The 16,146-nt window shown below is 51.7% G+C and carries 18 protein-coding genes, 1 pseudogene and 2 riboswitches; of the genes and pseudogenes, 8 read left to right on the top strand and 11 right to left on the bottom strand.

The window, feature by feature from the left end:
- Nucleotides 1-214: 214 nt before the first annotated feature.
- The 3 genes from mtnA to NK662_RS20070 form a co-directional block, all read right to left on the bottom strand.
- Entirely contained in the window at nt 215-1,261 is a 1,047-nt protein-coding gene (mtnA, locus tag NK662_RS20080) for an S-methyl-5-thioribose-1-phosphate isomerase (RefSeq protein WP_254760747.1), read from the bottom strand.
- Nucleotides 1,258-2,436: an S-methyl-5-thioribose kinase gene (gene mtnK, locus NK662_RS20075; RefSeq protein WP_254760746.1), complete on the bottom strand. Its 1,179-nt coding sequence runs from the start codon at nt 2,434-2,436 to the stop codon at nt 1,258-1,260. The genes mtnA and mtnK overlap by 4 nt, the downstream gene beginning before the upstream one ends.
- A gap of 84 nt (nt 2,437-2,520) precedes the next feature.
- A riboswitch (SAM riboswitch) is annotated at nt 2,521-2,665 on the bottom strand.
- Nucleotides 2,666-2,851: 186 nt separating this feature from the next.
- Nucleotides 2,852-3,631: a carbon-nitrogen family hydrolase gene (locus NK662_RS20070; RefSeq protein ID WP_254760745.1), complete on the bottom strand. Its 780-nt coding sequence runs from the start codon at nt 3,629-3,631 to the stop codon at nt 2,852-2,854.
- 102 nt (nt 3,632-3,733) lie between these two features.
- Between NK662_RS20070 and NK662_RS20065 the strand changes: the two genes are divergently transcribed.
- The 6 genes and pseudogenes from NK662_RS20065 to NK662_RS20040 all read left to right on the top strand — a co-directional run bounded on the left by NK662_RS20065 (nt 3,734) and on the right by NK662_RS20040 (nt 8,757).
- Entirely contained in the window at nt 3,734-4,924 is a 1,191-nt protein-coding gene (locus NK662_RS20065; RefSeq protein ID WP_254760744.1) for a pyridoxal phosphate-dependent aminotransferase, read from the top strand.
- Nucleotides 4,925-4,968: 44 nt separating this feature from the next.
- Nucleotides 4,969-5,071, top strand: a riboswitch (SAM riboswitch).
- 59 nt (nt 5,072-5,130) lie between these two features.
- Nucleotides 5,131-6,372 (top strand): 2,3-diketo-5-methylthiopentyl-1-phosphate enolase, encoded by a 1,242-nt coding sequence (mtnW, locus tag NK662_RS20060; protein ID WP_254760743.1) that lies wholly within the window; start codon nt 5,131-5,133, stop codon nt 6,370-6,372.
- Entirely contained in the window at nt 6,369-7,025 is a 657-nt protein-coding gene (locus NK662_RS20055; protein ID WP_254760742.1) for a 2-hydroxy-3-keto-5-methylthiopentenyl-1-phosphate phosphatase, read from the top strand. Before mtnW ends, NK662_RS20055 begins: the two co-directional genes overlap by 4 nt.
- A pseudogene (locus NK662_RS20050) lies at nt 7,022-7,694 on the top strand (methylthioribulose 1-phosphate dehydratase). The gene NK662_RS20055 and the pseudogene NK662_RS20050 overlap by 4 nt, the downstream one beginning before the upstream one ends.
- On the top strand, nt 7,654-8,187 hold the full coding sequence (locus NK662_RS20045) for a 1,2-dihydroxy-3-keto-5-methylthiopentene dioxygenase (RefSeq protein ID WP_254760741.1): 534 nt from the start codon (nt 7,654-7,656) through the stop codon (nt 8,185-8,187). Before NK662_RS20050 ends, NK662_RS20045 begins: the two are co-directional and overlap by 41 nt.
- Before the next feature lie 309 nt (nt 8,188-8,496).
- On the top strand, nt 8,497-8,757 hold the full coding sequence (locus tag NK662_RS20040; RefSeq protein ID WP_254760740.1) for a hypothetical protein: 261 nt from the start codon (nt 8,497-8,499) through the stop codon (nt 8,755-8,757).
- 77 nt (nt 8,758-8,834) lie between these two features.
- Here NK662_RS20040 and NK662_RS20035 read toward each other — a convergent pair whose 3' ends face one another.
- The 5 genes from NK662_RS20035 to NK662_RS20015 form a co-directional block, all read right to left on the bottom strand.
- Nucleotides 8,835-9,698 carry an NAD(P)-dependent oxidoreductase gene (locus NK662_RS20035; protein ID WP_438503644.1) on the bottom strand — a complete coding sequence of 288 codons (864 nt, stop codon included), beginning with the start codon at nt 9,696-9,698 and terminating at the stop codon, nt 8,835-8,837.
- On the bottom strand, nt 9,695-10,822 hold the full coding sequence (locus tag NK662_RS20030; protein ID WP_254760738.1) for a serine hydrolase domain-containing protein: 1,128 nt from the start codon (nt 10,820-10,822) through the stop codon (nt 9,695-9,697). The genes NK662_RS20035 and NK662_RS20030 overlap by 4 nt, the downstream gene beginning before the upstream one ends.
- Nucleotides 10,823-10,891: 69 nt before the next feature.
- The gene (locus tag NK662_RS23805) at nt 10,892-12,178 is read right to left on the bottom strand and encodes a diguanylate cyclase domain-containing protein (protein ID WP_254760737.1); all 1,287 of its coding nucleotides are present in this window, start codon (nt 12,176-12,178) and stop codon (nt 10,892-10,894) included.
- Between the two features lie 128 nt (nt 12,179-12,306).
- Complete coding sequence (locus NK662_RS20020; RefSeq protein ID WP_254760736.1) at nt 12,307-13,497, bottom strand: glutathionylspermidine synthase family protein; 1,191 nt, start codon at nt 13,495-13,497, stop codon at nt 12,307-12,309.
- Nucleotides 13,494-13,802, bottom strand: a complete 309-nt coding sequence (locus tag NK662_RS20015) for an aminotransferase yhxA (protein WP_254760735.1) — start codon at nt 13,800-13,802, stop codon at nt 13,494-13,496. Before NK662_RS20015 ends, NK662_RS20020 begins: the two co-directional genes overlap by 4 nt.
- Before the next feature lie 86 nt (nt 13,803-13,888).
- Here NK662_RS20015 and NK662_RS20010 point away from each other — a divergent pair, with 86 nt between their 5' ends.
- Nucleotides 13,889-14,347 carry an RNA helicase gene (locus NK662_RS20010; protein WP_254760734.1) on the top strand — a complete coding sequence of 153 codons (459 nt, stop codon included), beginning with the start codon at nt 13,889-13,891 and terminating at the stop codon, nt 14,345-14,347.
- A gap of 70 nt (nt 14,348-14,417) precedes the next feature.
- Nucleotides 14,418-14,666: a hypothetical protein gene (locus tag NK662_RS20005; protein ID WP_254760733.1), complete on the top strand. Its 249-nt coding sequence runs from the start codon at nt 14,418-14,420 to the stop codon at nt 14,664-14,666.
- A 43-nt stretch (nt 14,667-14,709) separates the two neighbouring features.
- Here NK662_RS20005 and NK662_RS20000 read toward each other — a convergent pair whose 3' ends face one another.
- The 3 genes from NK662_RS20000 to NK662_RS19990 form a co-directional block, all read right to left on the bottom strand.
- The gene (locus tag NK662_RS20000) at nt 14,710-15,066 is read right to left on the bottom strand and encodes a hypothetical protein (protein WP_254760732.1); all 357 of its coding nucleotides are present in this window, start codon (nt 15,064-15,066) and stop codon (nt 14,710-14,712) included.
- A gap of 53 nt (nt 15,067-15,119) precedes the next feature.
- Nucleotides 15,120-15,464, bottom strand: a complete 345-nt coding sequence (locus NK662_RS19995; protein WP_254760731.1) for a hypothetical protein — start codon at nt 15,462-15,464, stop codon at nt 15,120-15,122.
- A gap of 107 nt (nt 15,465-15,571) precedes the next feature.
- The gene (locus tag NK662_RS19990; RefSeq protein ID WP_254760730.1) at nt 15,572-15,937 is read right to left on the bottom strand and encodes a hypothetical protein; all 366 of its coding nucleotides are present in this window, start codon (nt 15,935-15,937) and stop codon (nt 15,572-15,574) included.
- Nucleotides 15,938-16,146: the final 209 nt, after the last annotated feature.

Genomic DNA, 16,146 nt, shown 5'->3' with positions numbered 1-16,146 from the left:
CCAGGGGAATGTATGTGAGATCTTCCAGACATGCCTCTTTCTTCCTGAAAAGTCTTGAAAAAATCGCAATATATAACTATAATGAAACAAAGCTATTACATAGCTTCTACAGCACAGTGACCCTATGGACAGAAGCAGCCGCCTCCTGCGTTTGAGCGGTTCGCTTCTCTTTTTTTAATGCAAGAAAAGCCAGCCCCCCGGGAGCTGGCTTTTCTTATAGAAATAGCTTTGCAATTGCTTCCTTATAGTTCCCGCGCAGAATGCCCTTTTCTGTGACGATGCCTGTGATAAGCTCGTTCGGCGTCACATCAAAAGCCGGGTTGTATACCGCCACACCCTCCGGCGCCACACGTGTGCCGAACACATGCGTCACCTCTTCGTCTTTGCGCTCTTCAATTACAATTTCCGCGCCTGTTTCCAGCGCCGGGTCGAATGTGGACAGCGGCGCGGCCACGTAGAATGGGATATTGAAGTATTTTGCCAATACAGCGAGGTTAAATGTTCCGATCTTGTTGGCTGTATCGCCGTTTGCCACGATGCGGTCCGCTCCTACAATAATGGCGGAAATGCCTTTTGCGGCAATGGTGTTGGCCGCCATATTGTCCGTAATCAGCGTAACATCCACGCCGGCCTGCTGCAGCTCCCAAGCGGTCAAGCGAGCCCCCTGCAGGACAGGACGTGTTTCACTGGCGAACACCTGCAGGCTGATGCCCTGCTCCTTTGCCAGGTAGAACGGCGCCAATGCTGTGCCGTAGCGGGCCGTTGCGATACTGCCGGCGTTGCAGATGGTCAGCACCTTGTCCCCATCCCGGAACAATGTCAGCGCGTTTTCGCCAATCGTGCGGCACACCTCTTCATCCTCTTGCTGGATGTCCAAAGCTTCGCGCTCCAGGCGCTCCTTCGCTTCCTCCACTGTCAGCGAATCGTCCACACTGCGGACAACCCGGTCCAGTGCCCAGAACAGGTTGACTGCCGTTGGGCGGGAGCTTGCGAGGTAGTCGCGGTCGCGCTTCAGCTGCGCCAAAAATTTCGTGATATCGGCAGTTTCATAGCGTCTTGCCGCCTGCGCCAAACCGAAGGCTGCCGTAATGCCGATCGCCGGGGCGCCGCGCACCTCCAGCGCGACGATGCTGTCCCATACACTTTCAATGGTTGTCAATTCTTTATATTCTACCTCAGTCGGCAGCTTTGTTTGATTTAATAGAGTAATAGAGTTGCCGTTCCAAATGACGGAACGCGGTACGTTTACGAGTGTGCTCACGCTTGTACTTCCTTTCTTTCCTGTGTTGCCGCAAACTCCTTGCGGAAGATGCTGATGTCAGCGCCGCGTGCCAGCAGCAGGGCGCGGCCCAACCGCAGCGCATGGCGTTTCGCTGCCAGCTTCGCCTCTGTATCAGCGATGCCATCCAAGTCAGCCACATGCGCCAAGCCGATGGTGCGGCGGATGATTTCACAGCCGGCAAAGCCCACAATATCCGCGAAAATATCCTCCAGCACAAGCGGCAGCCAGCCAGTCTGCTTCGTATATGCTTCTGTCTCTGCTGTTTCCCACAATGTGGTGAAGGTCTCAGCAAATACCTTCCAGGTGTTTTCAATATGATAGAATAGAATTTCACGCTTATCTGCCGGGCGGGCAATGGCATTCATCGCCAAGTTGGCAAGAAAATGGCCAAGGTCAAAGCCAATTGGGCCAAATGTCGCAAACTCCGGATCAATGACCTTCGTTTCTGTTGGTGTCGCAAAGATGCTGCCTGTATGCAGGTCGCCATGCATCAGTGCTTCCTTTCGCGTCAGGAACTTATATTTGAACTGCGCCGCACGCAGCTTCAAGGCTTCGTCGCTCCAAAGCTCTTCTACCGCTTCCTGCAGCTCCGGCTCATAACTGTTCGTTTCATAATTGCCAAACGGATCTGTAAATACCAAATCTTCAGTAATTTTACAAAGGTCGGGATTCACGAATGTTCCGTCTAATTTGCGTTTTTCTTGTGCTTCTAAGCCGAAGTCGGAAGTATAGAACAACGTTTTTGCCGAGAATGTGCCGATATGCTGTGACAGGAGCGGATAATCCTCGCCCTCAATTAAGCCTTTGCGGGAAATGGTCATGTGTGATAGGTCTTCCATCACGGTGACCGCTAACTCCTCATTATGGTAATATACTTCCGGCACAAGCTCCGGCACATATTTCGCAAAGGTTGTCAGTGCGTTGCTTTCAATGGTCGCGCGGCGCAGGGACAGCGGCCAGCTTTCGCCGACAACCTTCGCGTACGGCAGCGCCTGCTTAATGATGATTCCTTTTTCGCCGGAACGGATATGGAAGACAAGATTCAGGTTTCCATCGCCGATTTCGCTGCACGTTACTGCTGCTTCCTGTGAAAAATAGCCAATCTCTTTTGCCAGCGCAATGGCTGTTTCTTCTGTAAGTGGTTGATATGCCATGTCTTTTCCCCCTAGTAATTATTGGGGCTCTTCATAAGAAAAACCCCTTTCCATGACGAAAGAGGTTTGAAGTAGTCTTCTCCCCTCTTATCTGCCAGAAAGTATACTTTCTGCTGGAATTAGCACCGTGCCTTACTAGGCGCATGACGCGCGCCCCATTTCACAATGGTATTACGGCCGGTTGCTGGGCTTCATCGGGCCAAATCCCTCCGCCTGCTCTTGATAAGAGAATTATGTGGTTGTTCAGAAAGTTTCGAGTTTCTGAACAAGACTATACAGTTGCGAAATCGCAATGTCAACAACTTTTTTACAGCAAAAACGGCGGCTTTCTGTGAAATTCCCTGTTTTTGCTGAAACGGCGGCCAAATCGACCGATATACAAATGCGGACAGCCCATCAGCTGTCCGCATCTCAATTACTGATACAAATCCGGGCGGCGGTCCGCAAAGACCGGAATGCCGCGCCGCACCTCCGGAACCTTGGCAAAGTCCAGTTCCGCCACCAGAAGCTCCGGCGCTTCGCCCGCCTCTGCCACCACCTCGCCCCACGGATCAAGGACAAGGGAATGTCCGGCGAATACATTTGCCGGGTCATTGCCGGCACGGTTGCACGCCACCACGAAGCACTGATTTTCAATTGCCCGGGCCTGCAGCAGGGTACGCCAATGCGCCAGGCGCGGCTGCGGCCATTCCGCCACTACGAACAATACTTGCGCCCCCTTGGAGGTATGCGCACGCAGCCATTCCGGAAAACGGATATCATAGCAGATGAAGCCGGCGCATGGAACATTCTCCAGCTCAAAGCTGTGCTCGCTGCTGCCTGCCTCCAAATACTTATGCTCATCCATCAATTGGAACAAGTGAGCTTTGCTGTACTCGCTTACGAGCTCCCCTGCTCTGTTATATACGTACATCGTATTCGTCACGCCTGTTTCGGTACGCTTGGCGATGGACCCGCCGACAAGGTTCACCGCATATCCCTTCGCCCAGCCGCTCAGCAGCGCGCGGGATTTCTCACCGTTCTCATCTGCCAGCACGTCCAGCCGTGTCAGATCATACCCTGTTGTCCATAATTCCGGCAGCACCACCACATCCGGCTGCTCCTTCATGGCTTCCGCCAATGCGCGGGAAGCAGTTTCTATATTCGTCTCTATATCTCCAAATGCAATATCTATTTGCAGGCAAGCCACCTTCATCGCAAACCCTCACTCTCTGAAAATTTGGTCTTTACAAACTTACCAATACGATATATGATTGGTCACTAGTATTGCAACCATTTTTTACAAGAGGTGAAACACGTGAAACAATTTCAGCCGGCCCGCGTGCTGACAGAGCTGCCAACGCAGTTTTTCGCGTCACTCGTGCAAAAGGTAAACAAAGTCATCTCTGCCGGACATGACGTTATCAATCTCGGACAAGGCAACCCAGACCAGCCGACTCCTTCTCATATTGTACAAGCACTACAGGAAGCGGCTGCAGAGCCCATCCATCATAAATATCCGCCGTTCCGCGGCCGCCCTGATTTAAAAGAAGCTGTGGCTGTATTCTACGAACGTGAATATGGCGTGAAAATTGATCCAGAAACAGAAGTTGCCATTATTTTCGGCGGCAAAGCCGGCCTGATTGAAATGCCGATTTGCTTCACCAATCCTGGCGACACCATCCTTGTTCCGGATCCCGGCTATCCGGATTATTGGTCCGGTGTGGCGCTGGCGCAGGCCAAGATGGAGATGATGCCGCTTTTGGCAGAGAACGACTTCCTGCCGGATTACAGCAGCATCGCGCCGGAAACAGCGGATCTGGCAAAGCTCATGTTCCTCAACTATCCGAACAACCCGACCGGCGCTGTTGCCACGAAGGAATTCTTTGAGGAAACAGTTGCATTTGCCAATCAGCATGACATCCTGGTCGTCCATGACTTTGCCTACGGCGCCATCGGCTTTGATGGGAAAAAGCCGGTGAGTTATCTGGAGGCAGAGGGCGCAAAGGAAACTGGCATTGAAATTTATACCTTCTCCAAAACGTACAATATGGCTGGCTGGCGCATTGGCTTCGCTGTCGGCAATCCGAGTGTGATTGAAGCAATCAATCTGCTGCAGGATCATATGTATGTCAGTATGTTCGGCGCGGTACAAGAAGCAGCGCGCCAAGCGCTTTTGCAGCCGCAGGATTGTGTGGACGAGCTTGTCGCCATGTATGAATCCCGCCGTGCGGCGCTTGTGGCTGCCTGCCATGAAATCGGCTGGCATGTGAAGGCGCCGGCAGGCTCATTCTTTGCGTGGCTGCCGGTTCCAGAAGGCTATACATCCCAAACCTTCGCCGATCTGCTGCTCGAGCACGCCCATGTTGCAGTTGCGCCCGGCATCGGCTTCGGCGAGCACGGCGAGGGCTATGTCCGCGTTGGTCTGCTGCATACAGAAGAACGCATCCGCGAAGCGGTTTCCCGCATCGCAAGGTTGGAAATTTTCCAAAAACCATTGACAACCTGATACGTTTCTGTCAGAATCCAATTAGCGAAATTTCATAACATTTCTACTTATCAAGAGCAGGTGGAGGGATGAGCCCTACGAAGCCCGGCAACCGACCCTAAGGGGCACGGTGCTAATTCTCACAGCGCGCGAGCTGATAGATAAGGATCAGGTATATAACCTCTCCTTGTCGAGAGGTTTTTTTTATTGACTAAGGAGGTTTTTCCATGAGCGGCATTACAGCTACGTATCTCATACATGATAGTTCCCATAATCTAGTAAAAAAAGCGGAAGGCATCGCCCTCGGTCTCACCATCGGATCTTGGACAGACCTGCCGCTATTGGAGCAGCAGCAGCTGAAAAAGCATAAAGGCTCCATCATCAGCATTGAAGAGCTGCCGGAAGACCCGAAAGCAAACGAGTATCTTGGCAAACAGGTAACACGCGGTTTATTGAAGATTCACTACCCGGCAGCAAACTTCAGCCATGACCTTCCGGCAGCTCTTGTTACAGCATTTGGCAAGCTGTCCTTGGACGGCGAAATTAAGCTGGTGGATTTGGAATTCTCCGATGACCTGAAGCAGGCCTTCCCGGGCCCGAAGTTTGGTTTGGAAGGCATCCGCGAAAAGCTCGGTGTCTATGACCGCCCGCTCTTAATGAGTATTTTCAAAGGCGTCATCGGCCGCGACCTTACTTACTTAAAGGATCAGCTTCGCCAGCAGGCGCTTGGCGGCGTGGATTTGGTAAAGGACGATGAAATTTTGTTCGACAACCCGCTGACGCCGTTTGCGGAGCGCATTCAAGCCGGCAAGGAGGTGCTGGAGCAGGTATACGCGGAAACCGGCCACCGTACACTGTACGCGGTGAATCTGTCCGGCCGCACCTTCGAGCTGAAGGAGAAAGCAAAATTGGCGGCCAAGCTTGGCGCCGATGTCCTGCTGTTTAACGTCTTTGCCTACGGCCTCGACGTCCTGCAGGCACTGGCGGAGGATGAAGAAATTAACATCCCAATCATGGCGCATCCATCTGTGAGCGGCGCGCTGACACCATCCGAATTCTATGGCTTTGCAAATCCGCTCCTGCTCGGCAAGCTGCTTCGCCTCACAGGCGCAGACTTCTCGCTCTTCCCGTCTCCGTACGGCAGCGTGGCGCTCGACCGCGGCCAGGCACTGGGCATCGCGGCAGATTGCCTGGATGAAAAGGAGCCGTTCAAGCGCACCATTCCTGTGCCAAGCGCCGGCATTCACCCAGGTCTGGTGCCGCTGTTAATCAGCGACTTTGGCAAGGATTCCATCATCAATGCGGGCGGCGGCGTGCATGGCCATCCAAATGGCGCGGCCGGCGGCGGCAAAGCGTTCCGCGCTGCCATCGATGCGGTGCTGTCCGGCACTCCGCTCAGCCAGTATGAGGATGAAGATCTGCAAATTGCCCTTCGCCTCTGGGGCAACCCGACTGAGGTGAAGGCATGATTCAGATTTTTTGCGACTTTGACGGCACCATCACCAAGAGCGATAACATTATTGCCATCATGAAGCAATTCGGCCCGCCTGAAACGAATGTGATTAAAGATCAGGTGCTGGCTCAGGAGATTTCCATCCGTGAGGGCGTCAGCCGTATGTTCGCCCTCCTCCCTTCTTCCCTGAAGGAGGATATCGTGAACTTCGTGAAAGAAACCGGCATCATCCGCCCGGGCTTCCCGGAATTCGTCCAGTTCACCAAGGAACAATGCCTTGATTTCTACGTAATCTCCGGCGGGATGGACTTCTTTGTCCATCCCATGCTGGATGGCTTGGTGGAACGGGACCATGTCTACTGCAACGCAACCGACTTTTCCGGCACACATATCCATGTGGACTGGATTCATCCGTGCGATGGGCATTGCGGCAACGCTTGCGGCTTATGCAAGCCATCCTTGATCCGCAAGCTCGGAAAACCAGGCGCCATGAAAATTCTGATTGGTGATTCCATCACAGATTTGCAGGCAGCCAAGCTTGCAGACAAAGTGTTTGCCCGTGACTTCCTGATTACAAAATGCGAAGAACTCGGCATTCCTTACACGCCGTTTGAAACCTTCGCGGATGTACAGCAAGAACTGGCAAAGCTGCTGGAGGTGGCAAGATGAAGGAGCTGTTTCGACGCTGGCAGGAGCTGAGCGATGTGAAAAAGGAGCTGGCGGCCAAGGACTGGTTCCCGGCTACAAGCGGCAACATTTCCGTTAAGGTAAGCGATGAGCCGCTCACCTTCCTTGTTTCCGCCAGCGGCAAGGATAAAACAAAAACGACGCCGGATGACTTCCTGCTGGTGGACCGCGACGGGCGCCCGGCAATGGAGACGCATCAGCGTCCGTCCGCCGAGACCATTTTGCATGTCCATGTCTATAACAATACGAGTGCCGGCTGTGTTCTCCACGTCCATACAGTGGAGAACAATGTCATCTCCAGCCTGTACGCACAAGAGGGCCACGTTGTTCTGCAGGACCAGGAAATTATCAAGGCTTTGGACATTTGGGAGGAAGGCGCAAGCATCTCCATCCCGGTCATTGAAAATTATGCCCACATCCCCACACTGGGCGAGGCGTTCCTGCCGCATGTAAAGGGAGACACCGGAGCTGTACTCATTCGCAATCACGGCATTACCGTGTGGGGCAAGGATACCTTTGATGCAAAACGGAGATTGGAAGCTTATGAGTTTCTCTTCCGTTTTCACCTTGCATTATTATCACTTCAACCTATAAAAGGAGGCCAATTATAATGGCGCAAATTCGCATTCACGACACAAATGTACGCATTGAAAATCAGGAAGAGGTAGCTGCATTCCTGGAGCAGCAGACTGTTCTGTATGAGCATTGGGATATCACAAAGCTGCCTGCCCACCTGGTGGAAAACTATGCTTTGACAGATGAGAACAAGCAGGAAATTCTGGCGGCATTCGCTGCGGAAATTAAGGATATTTCAGAGCGCCGCGGCTACCAGACAGCTGACGTCATTTCCCTGTCTGATACAACGCCAAACCTGGATACGCTGCTGACAAACTTCCAGCGCGAGCATCATCATACAGATGACGAGGTGCGCTTCATCGTAAGCGGCCACGGCATCTTCGTGATTCAGAGCCAAGATGGCGGCTTCTTCGATGTAGAATTGAACCCTGGCGACCTGATTTCCGTTCCGGAGAACACACGCCACTACTTCACACTGATGTCCGACCGCAAAGTTGTAGCGGTTCGCATCTTCATCACAACTGAAGGCTGGGTGCCAATCTACGAAGAGGCAGCACAAGAAGCTTAAGTCTGGGTAGCATGTCCGGCGGACTACGAGGGGCCCCACCCTTCCTTCCCCGCCGGCTCTACATATATTTACATCCTCCTTTGAAAGCCGCGCGGCCATAATCTGCGCGGCTCTTTTTTTGTGAGAAGCTGCTCAACTCCCTTTCTCTTATGGGCAGCCATATCCGAAGGTATTCCTTTTTTTCTCTTTGTGAACAAAAATTTACAAAATTTTGAACATTTTTTGAATAAAATCTGAAAATTTTGTGTACGATGTGTTATAATCTAATCAAGGAGAGAGTTCAAACTATATATAGGGGGATGAAGTGATATGTACTTAATCGAAACGATCATGATCGCCATGGTATGCGGACTGGTGCCCGCAGTTGTCGGCCTCTTAAAAGAAGAATTTGAGCTTGGGATTTACAGCTTTGTACTGACTCTTGTAAGCGGTATCATTTTCACGTATTATGCAACGGTTCCGGTCGCGGCATTGTGCATTCTCTTCATCTACAAGCGTACATACAAAAAGCCGGTGCTGGCACAGGTGATTCCGTTCACTGTGGCAGACGAAGAAAGCCCTCGCGCGTGAGGGCTTTTTTCATTGCTATCATTTGTAAGAACTCAAATGCTGTTGTTGCATGGACAGAGCACAGTGATTATGCCCTGTTATTCCTGTATGTATCGCTTATACAGCGCCTGCGTTCCGCTGCTTTCTTCACCGCGTGCAGCCAGCTCTTCGTACATCTGTTTTGCCAGCGAAAGGCCCGGGAGCTCCAGCTTCATCCGTTCCGCTTCATCCAAAGCAATCTTCATGTCCTTAATGAAATGCTTAATATAGAAGCCAGGCTCAAAGTTGCCTTGCAGCATGCGCGGCGCCAGATTGCTGAGCGACCAGCTGCCTGCTGCTCCTGTGGCGATACTTTGCAGCACTTGCTCCGGGTCCAAGCCAGCTGTTTTTGCATAAGCGATGGCCTCGCATACCCCAATCATATTGGAAGCAATGGCAATCTGGTTGCACATCTTCGTATGCTGGCCGCTTCCCGCCGGCCCTTGCAGCACAATATTTGTTCCCAACAGCTGCAGCAGCGGCTGCACCTGCCCGAAAGCCTCTTCATCTCCGCCCATCATAATGGCCAGACGCGCTTCCCGCGCTCCGATATCGCCGCCGGATACAGGCGCGTCCAACGCTGACATCCCTTTTGCGGCTGCCGCCTCGTAGATGCGTTTCGCCAGCGTCGGCGTGGAGGTCGTAAAATCAATAAAGACTGTGCCCGGCTTGGCATGCTCCAACAGCCCTTCGCTGCCAAAATACACTTCCTCCACATCGTACGGATAACCGACCATAGTCATGACCACGTCCGCCTGATGCGCAACAAGCTTCGGTGCTTCTGCCCAAATGGCGCCTTCCTGCACAAGCTCGTCCGTCTTTTCCTTTGTCCGGTTATACACGTACACAGTATGGCCGCCCTTCAGCAAATGGCGCACCATGCTCTTTCCCATTACTCCGGTACCGATAAAACCAATGTTCATAAATTCTCTCCTCCATCCTGACCCCATACCATTTTCTGCACGGTCTTATTGAAATCCTTGGGCAAATAATCAACTGCATTGGACATGACAATAACAAATGTATGATCCCGCAAATTAAAATTATTGTACACATCCCATCCGGAAATGACCCCATGGTTAAACTCACATAGATCTGTCTGATAAAAGCTCATGCCGTAGTTTTTGACAGCACTGGGTATAAGCATGAGTCTGGCGCTTTCGGTGGAAACCAAGGTGCCGTCCATCAGCGCCTGATCAAAGCGCACCAAGTCCCCTGCTGTCATGTATACATTTCCGCAGGAGTACAGCCATGGCCAATTCAAGCCTGCATCGACTTGCCATTTTCCGTTTTCGGATTTGTAGCCTGTCGAGAGCATCGGGTCAGCCTGCGCGGGCCGGCCGATTGCCGTATGCTGCAGCCCGGCCTTTCGGATCATATGCTCGCGGACGTAATCCTCTGCGTGTTGGCCGGATACCCGTTCCACCACATAGCCGAGAACCATGTAATTCCGGTCGCTGTACATCCAGCCGGTTCCAGGCTGAAATTGCAGCTTCTGTTTGCCAATCCATTGCACCAGCTTCGCATGGTCCTCAGCGTTCACGGCTTCTCTCCCATGCTCATACCTCCGGTTGGGCAGACCGGAGGTGTGCTGCAAGAGATTGCGCAGGGTTATACCTTTGCTTTCCGGGAAGGAAGGGATGTAGTGATGCACGTTGTCATCTATATGAAGCTTCCCTTGCTCCGCCAGCTGCAGAATGGATGCCGCTATGAATGACTTTGTAATCGAACCGATGATGAACTTCGTATCCGGCGTATTCAGCCTTTTTTCATGCGCATCCGCGTAGCCGTACCCCTTGCTTATCACAGTTCTGCCCTGCCGCTGTACCAGCAAGGTCCCGTTAAAGCCTTGCTGCCTCATATATTCATCCAACCGGACAGCAAGCTTCTCATCGGCCTTGTTGCCTGTAGGAATGCCTCCGGAGGAAATCCCCCCGCCCGGTCCCGTGCCAAGCGGAACATGCGGATCCTGCAAATGCTCATAGTACTTTACCCCAAGTGCGGCGGCGACCAAGCATGCCAATATGATCATTTTCCTTATGCGCAATCTTCCGCACCTCCTAGTTTTATTATCCGGAAATAAAAAGAAATCGCAACTTTTTGCTGCGATTTCTTCTTATTTCTTTTCCTTTCGAAACAGCCATCCCTGATTCCTGCCATTGCGCTTCGCCTGCTGCAGCGCCGCTTCCGCACGCTGCAGCACTTTCTCCCGGCCAATGCCCATTTCATGCTGGGCTGCCCCAAAGCTCACAGTCAGCTTCGGCAGGCCCGTGAACTTCTTTGTTTCCACAAAGAAGCGCAGGGACTCAGCAAACTGAAAAGCCTGCCTGCCTGTGGCATGCGGCAGCAGCAACGCAAAGGTTCCGCCTTCCCAGCGCGCCAATGTATCCTGCGGGCGCATATGCTTGCGCAGCAAATCGCTCAGCTGAACCAGTGCCAAATCTCCATAATCATGCCCGTACGTATCATTGATGCTTTGAAAATGGTCAACATCCATGAGTACAACGGAAAAGGTATCGTAGCCGTAGTAGGCCTTCTCCCATTGCTCCGCCAGCAGCGCTTGGTACTTGAAGCGGTTATACAAGCCCGTTAAAGAATCTGTTACAGCAAGGCGTTCATTTTCCTTATAGTCCTGCTCCAATTCTGTAATGTCTGTGCAAAGCACAATGAACCGCGTCACATCATCAGGGAGCTGGGAGGCTCTCACATAGAAGACACGCGGTTTCCCCTCCACATTCTTCATCCTGACTCTTTTTGGCTCCACTGCACAATCATCCACCCACATCGTTTTATTCAACGGACAATAATATCCTTTCTCCTCCAGAAAGAAATCGGCTACACTCAGCACTTCTTCTTGAAAGGACAGCAAATCCTCATAGCCGAAAAATTGCAAAAATGTGGTATTGCAATCAATAACCTGGTCATCCTCTAAAATGAACAGCAGGTCAGTCTGAAATTCTAAAACAGCCCTGACCATATCCCGTTGGCGGGTTACTTCCCGCTTCAGAGAAAGGTCATACAGGCTTTCCTGTACAGCCTCCAGGACACGGTTTGGTGTTACCGGCGGCAGTATGAAATGCCGGGCACCCTTCTGCAGCAGTCTCCAAACAGCTGCCTGTTCCTCCTGGCAAATCACAATAACACGTGCAGACTGCACCAGGTTCATAAAAAGCTCGGCGCGTGAGACGGGGAGATTCAGAAGAATGACATCCGGCTGTACTTCAGCCGCCAGCCGCTGTCCTTCCTCCGCACTGTGTGCCACAAATAAGCATTTTGGCTGCAGCTCCTCTGTCACGTCCGTCTGCCCAGTCTCTTCCTCGACATATAAAACTGTTATGTCAAGATCTTGCAGCAAATTTTGAAAAACGGTGTTTTCCAGCAGGAAATGCAATAGTTTAACCACACGCCTATCACTCGCTTCTCGTTTCATCTTTCTATCATATGACTCTTGTCGAAAAAAGGTTTGTGTCAATGTCCCTTTTTCACCTGATAAGAGAGAAGCTGCCAGAAAAGAATTCACCGGTCTGTTTTTTATTTCAAGACAGGCCCACTTTCGAGCCCCACCGGCAAGTAGCAGGACAAATTATTTGTGATGAAGCCGCCGGCCCGGCAGCCGATTGCCCCCGGACGGCCGGCAATCAGAAAACTGCCAAACACCTGCCGCCATTCCTTCCCCGCTGCCTGTATCATCGGCAGCTCCACATACTGCTGGTAAATGAACCCGTACTGTCCGTAGGATTTTTCCTTCTCTTCCTCCACCTTATTTCCCAGAAAATCATACAGCTCCACCGTATCTCCTTCACGGCCGAATACCGGCTTCTTTACGAAGGGGGAATTTTGCAAAAATGGATCGGGTTCAAAATAGGTTGGCAGAAAATATTGCGCAATCCAGCCATGCTCCTCTTCTGTAAAAAAGGCGCTTCCTTCTTGATGGAGTCCCCAAATGACGGCCAGCACCGCTTTATTTTGCAGCAAAAAGGCCGCGGGCGGATTGATCAGCTGCAGCTTCTCCTTACAGACAAGGTCCAGCAGCATCAGACCAATTTCTCCATCGAGCAATAGACTCTCAATTGGAAAGGTTTGCCGATATAGAACATCAATGCGCCGGCCTGCTTCGTCATACAACCCCTGCCCCTCCACAATTTGCAGCTGGTGCAGCGGCACAAAGCGCGAGGGCGCATGATACAGAGACTGCAGGTACTGTACAGTCAGCTTATCCTCCACATGGTCATCATGCGCTGTAAATACTACATATCCATCAGGAGGAAGCACAGCAGCAACAGCCTGTCTCACAGCAGCCCGCAGCCGCACTTCCTCCCCCTCATTCACATCATGCGCACCAAAGTGCCGGCAGACCTGCCCATTTACTGTATATAACTCTTTGATAAAGGTGGGGGTATCCGCATTTAACTCCAGCACCTTCCATGTGTTTTGCACACGCACCAGGTCAAACCGGGCAATCACACTCTCCGGCAGGCGGGAGGCAAGGCGCAAAAAGGGAATTGCCTCCTGTGGATACAGCATATCCCGCAAGGTGTTCTCATCCAGCCGGCGCAGCAGTGCCGCTATTTTGAAAAAGATGCGGCCGGCGCGCTCCGTTGCCTCCCGCATCTCCTGCTTTTGCTGGTTTCCTATATAAGAAAGGTCGTAGAGTGCATAAGGCTCTCCGTACAAATCCGGCCAGAAATCAGGGACCGTTTGGTAGAAGGCTTCCCGCTTCATGAGCCGCTGCTTTTGGAGCCTGAGCCAAAGCCGCTTTTAAAGGCCGCGCTGTTCCGATACGACTGATAGCCCGAATCGCTGTACAGCTTGCTCTTGCTCGAGTAATACTTGCCGCCATGGTAGGAATGGCCGTAATGGCTGGAGCTTGTATCCTCACATTCCCATACCCCGTCATCATAATCGAATTCGTAACGCCCGCACTCCGGATCAGTTGGCTTGGGCGGCAGCGATGCGTCGTCGCTGCTGCAGCCGGCTCCACCGACTGCGGCCATTACGCCCAGCATAACCTTTGTTGTCCGCTTCATCAACAAGCCCCCTCATGTACTTCTGTCTCTGTCATATATTATATGATAATATGAAAGCAAAAAAGAAGGAAGGGGTCTTCCAAACAATGGAACTTACGTATTATGTACTGCGCGCGGATGCTTCCTATCAGCCTATTTATACATACCCAGCAGGAAGCATTGATCCGGACGAAATATACGCCCGGCAGCTATGTGACTACCTTGTGATTCAGGACAGACAGTATCAGCTGGTATCCAATGAGATGGAGAAGCAGGAGGAAGTGTTGGTCGTAGAGGACCTCGGTCCGGCTGTCCGAACCGACGCAGAACCATTTTACAAGGATGGTGTGCACATTGAATTCCGCGAATATCAGGCGCCTTCCCAAACTCCGCTTCTGTACGCGCTTGTATGCAACCCCTACAAGCGGCCGCACTGGGAAGCAGTCCGCTACCTTCTTAAGGATTACGTCGACATTCCCGCAGTCGGCCTGCGCAAGCGGGATTCTGCGGAAATCGATGAAGACCGCCGCTGCTATGTCATCTATGTGGAGCCAGCTTCCTGCTGAAAGTTAGACATCTGCCGGAGCACCCTTCTTGAACAGGCCGAATATGGTGGACTAAGGGGGGATTACAAGCATGTGGGATTTTGACTACCCGCGCCGTGGACGGCACCGTCCCGACTGGGACTTTGAACCGCGGCTCCAGGAGGATGAGGATTTGCTGCACGACCTGACGCCCGGCACCCGGGTCTCGGTCTGGTTCGACAACTCCGGTTTTATGCGCGCACAATATGAAGGGAAAAACCGGGGCTATGCGATCTTTCTTGTAAAGGGCAAGGTGACGCGCATCCGGCTCAGCGCCATTCAAGCCATTGTCATTTTGTAGCTATGTAGGCAAGAGAGCGTGAACTCTCTTGCTTCCGGTCTGTTCAGTAACGGCCGGAGCCGGAATGCCCGTGATGATCATCACAATCATCAAAGCAGTTGCTGAAAGGAGACACCGCGTTGATTTCGCAAGGATTCAAGCGCACCAGTCCAGGAAAACCATTGTAGTTGGACAGGATTACGTTTCCGTTTTGGAAGCCTTGGAAAATGCCTTTCGCTGGTCTTTGGTGATCGTATTGCAGAACTACACAAGTGCCTGGGCTCAAGGAACGCAGGAAGTTTACAATGTTGTCATTGTTGTTGCAGTTGTAGCTGTTAGCACCAGCCACATTGTTGTTATTGTAGTTGTTGTTGTAGTTGTTAGCGCCGGCCACATTGCCGTTATTGCCGTAGTAACCCATCAGTTGTTCACCTCCTCTGCTTGTTTAGTGTATTCTCTGCTGCTCAGTCCGGTTTAGTAACGGCCGGAATGTCCATGATGATCATCATGGTCATTAAAGCAGTTGCTGAAAGGAGACACCGCGTTGATTTCGCAAGGATTCAAACGCACCAGTCCAGGAAAACCATTGTAGTCGGACAGAATTACGTTTCCGTTTTGGAAGCCTTGGAAAATACCTTTCGCCGGTTTTTGGTGATCGTATTGCAGAACCACACAAGTGCCTGGGCTCAAGGAACGCAGGAAGTTTACAATGTTGTCATTGTTGTTGCAATTATAAGTGTTGGCACCAGCCACGTTGTTCTTGTTGCAGTTGTAGTTGTTAGCGCCGGCCACATTGCCGTTATTGCCATAGTAACCCATCAGTTGTTCACCTCCTCTGCTTGTTCACTGTATTCTATGCTGCTCAATTGGACAAGGTGCATCTGAGAAGATCAGACATCTGTGGATTTTTCAATCCCGATTCCTGATTACTCGTAATCATAGCAGTCCTTGCATCCCGCTGTGAAAGGGGACACTGCATTCACCTCGCAAGGATTGATTCGCACCAATCCAGGGAAGCCGTTGTAATCAGACAGAATCAAGTTGCCGTTTTGGAAGCCTTGGAAGATGCCTTTTGCCGGTCTTTGGTGGTCATATTGCAGAACCACGCAAGTGCCTGGGCTCAAGGATCTCAGGAAGTTTACAATGCTGTCATTGTTGTCACAAGTGTTTGCAGGCGCCACATTTTGTTTTTGAGGGTGGCCGCATCCGCACCAGCCGAACTGGCGGCGGTATCCATTGCCGGAAGCTCCCGCAACGTTGCCATTACCGTTGCCATTGCCATAATAACCCATCTCTGTTCACCTCCTTGTACTCTTGCTATCATACTATGAAGAATGCCGGACAAGGTGCAGGGCAACGGACAAGGCATTTGCGGATTTTATTAAGAAAAGCGAAGCCGGCTGCAGCAGCTTCAGCCCCAGACCTGTTTTTTGCAAGCAGAAAGTGCAGAGAATTGCAGCGAAAAGTGCAGAGGCTTGCCGCTCCGTTTTTTATTAAAAAT

It is taken from the genome of Ectobacillus ponti (genome assembly GCF_024294785.1).
GTDB lineage: Bacteria > Bacillota > Bacilli > Bacillales > Bacillaceae_G > Ectobacillus > Ectobacillus ponti.
The sequence above is the reverse complement of the archived record's forward strand: the minus strand, read 5'-3'. Positions and strand labels throughout refer to the sequence as shown.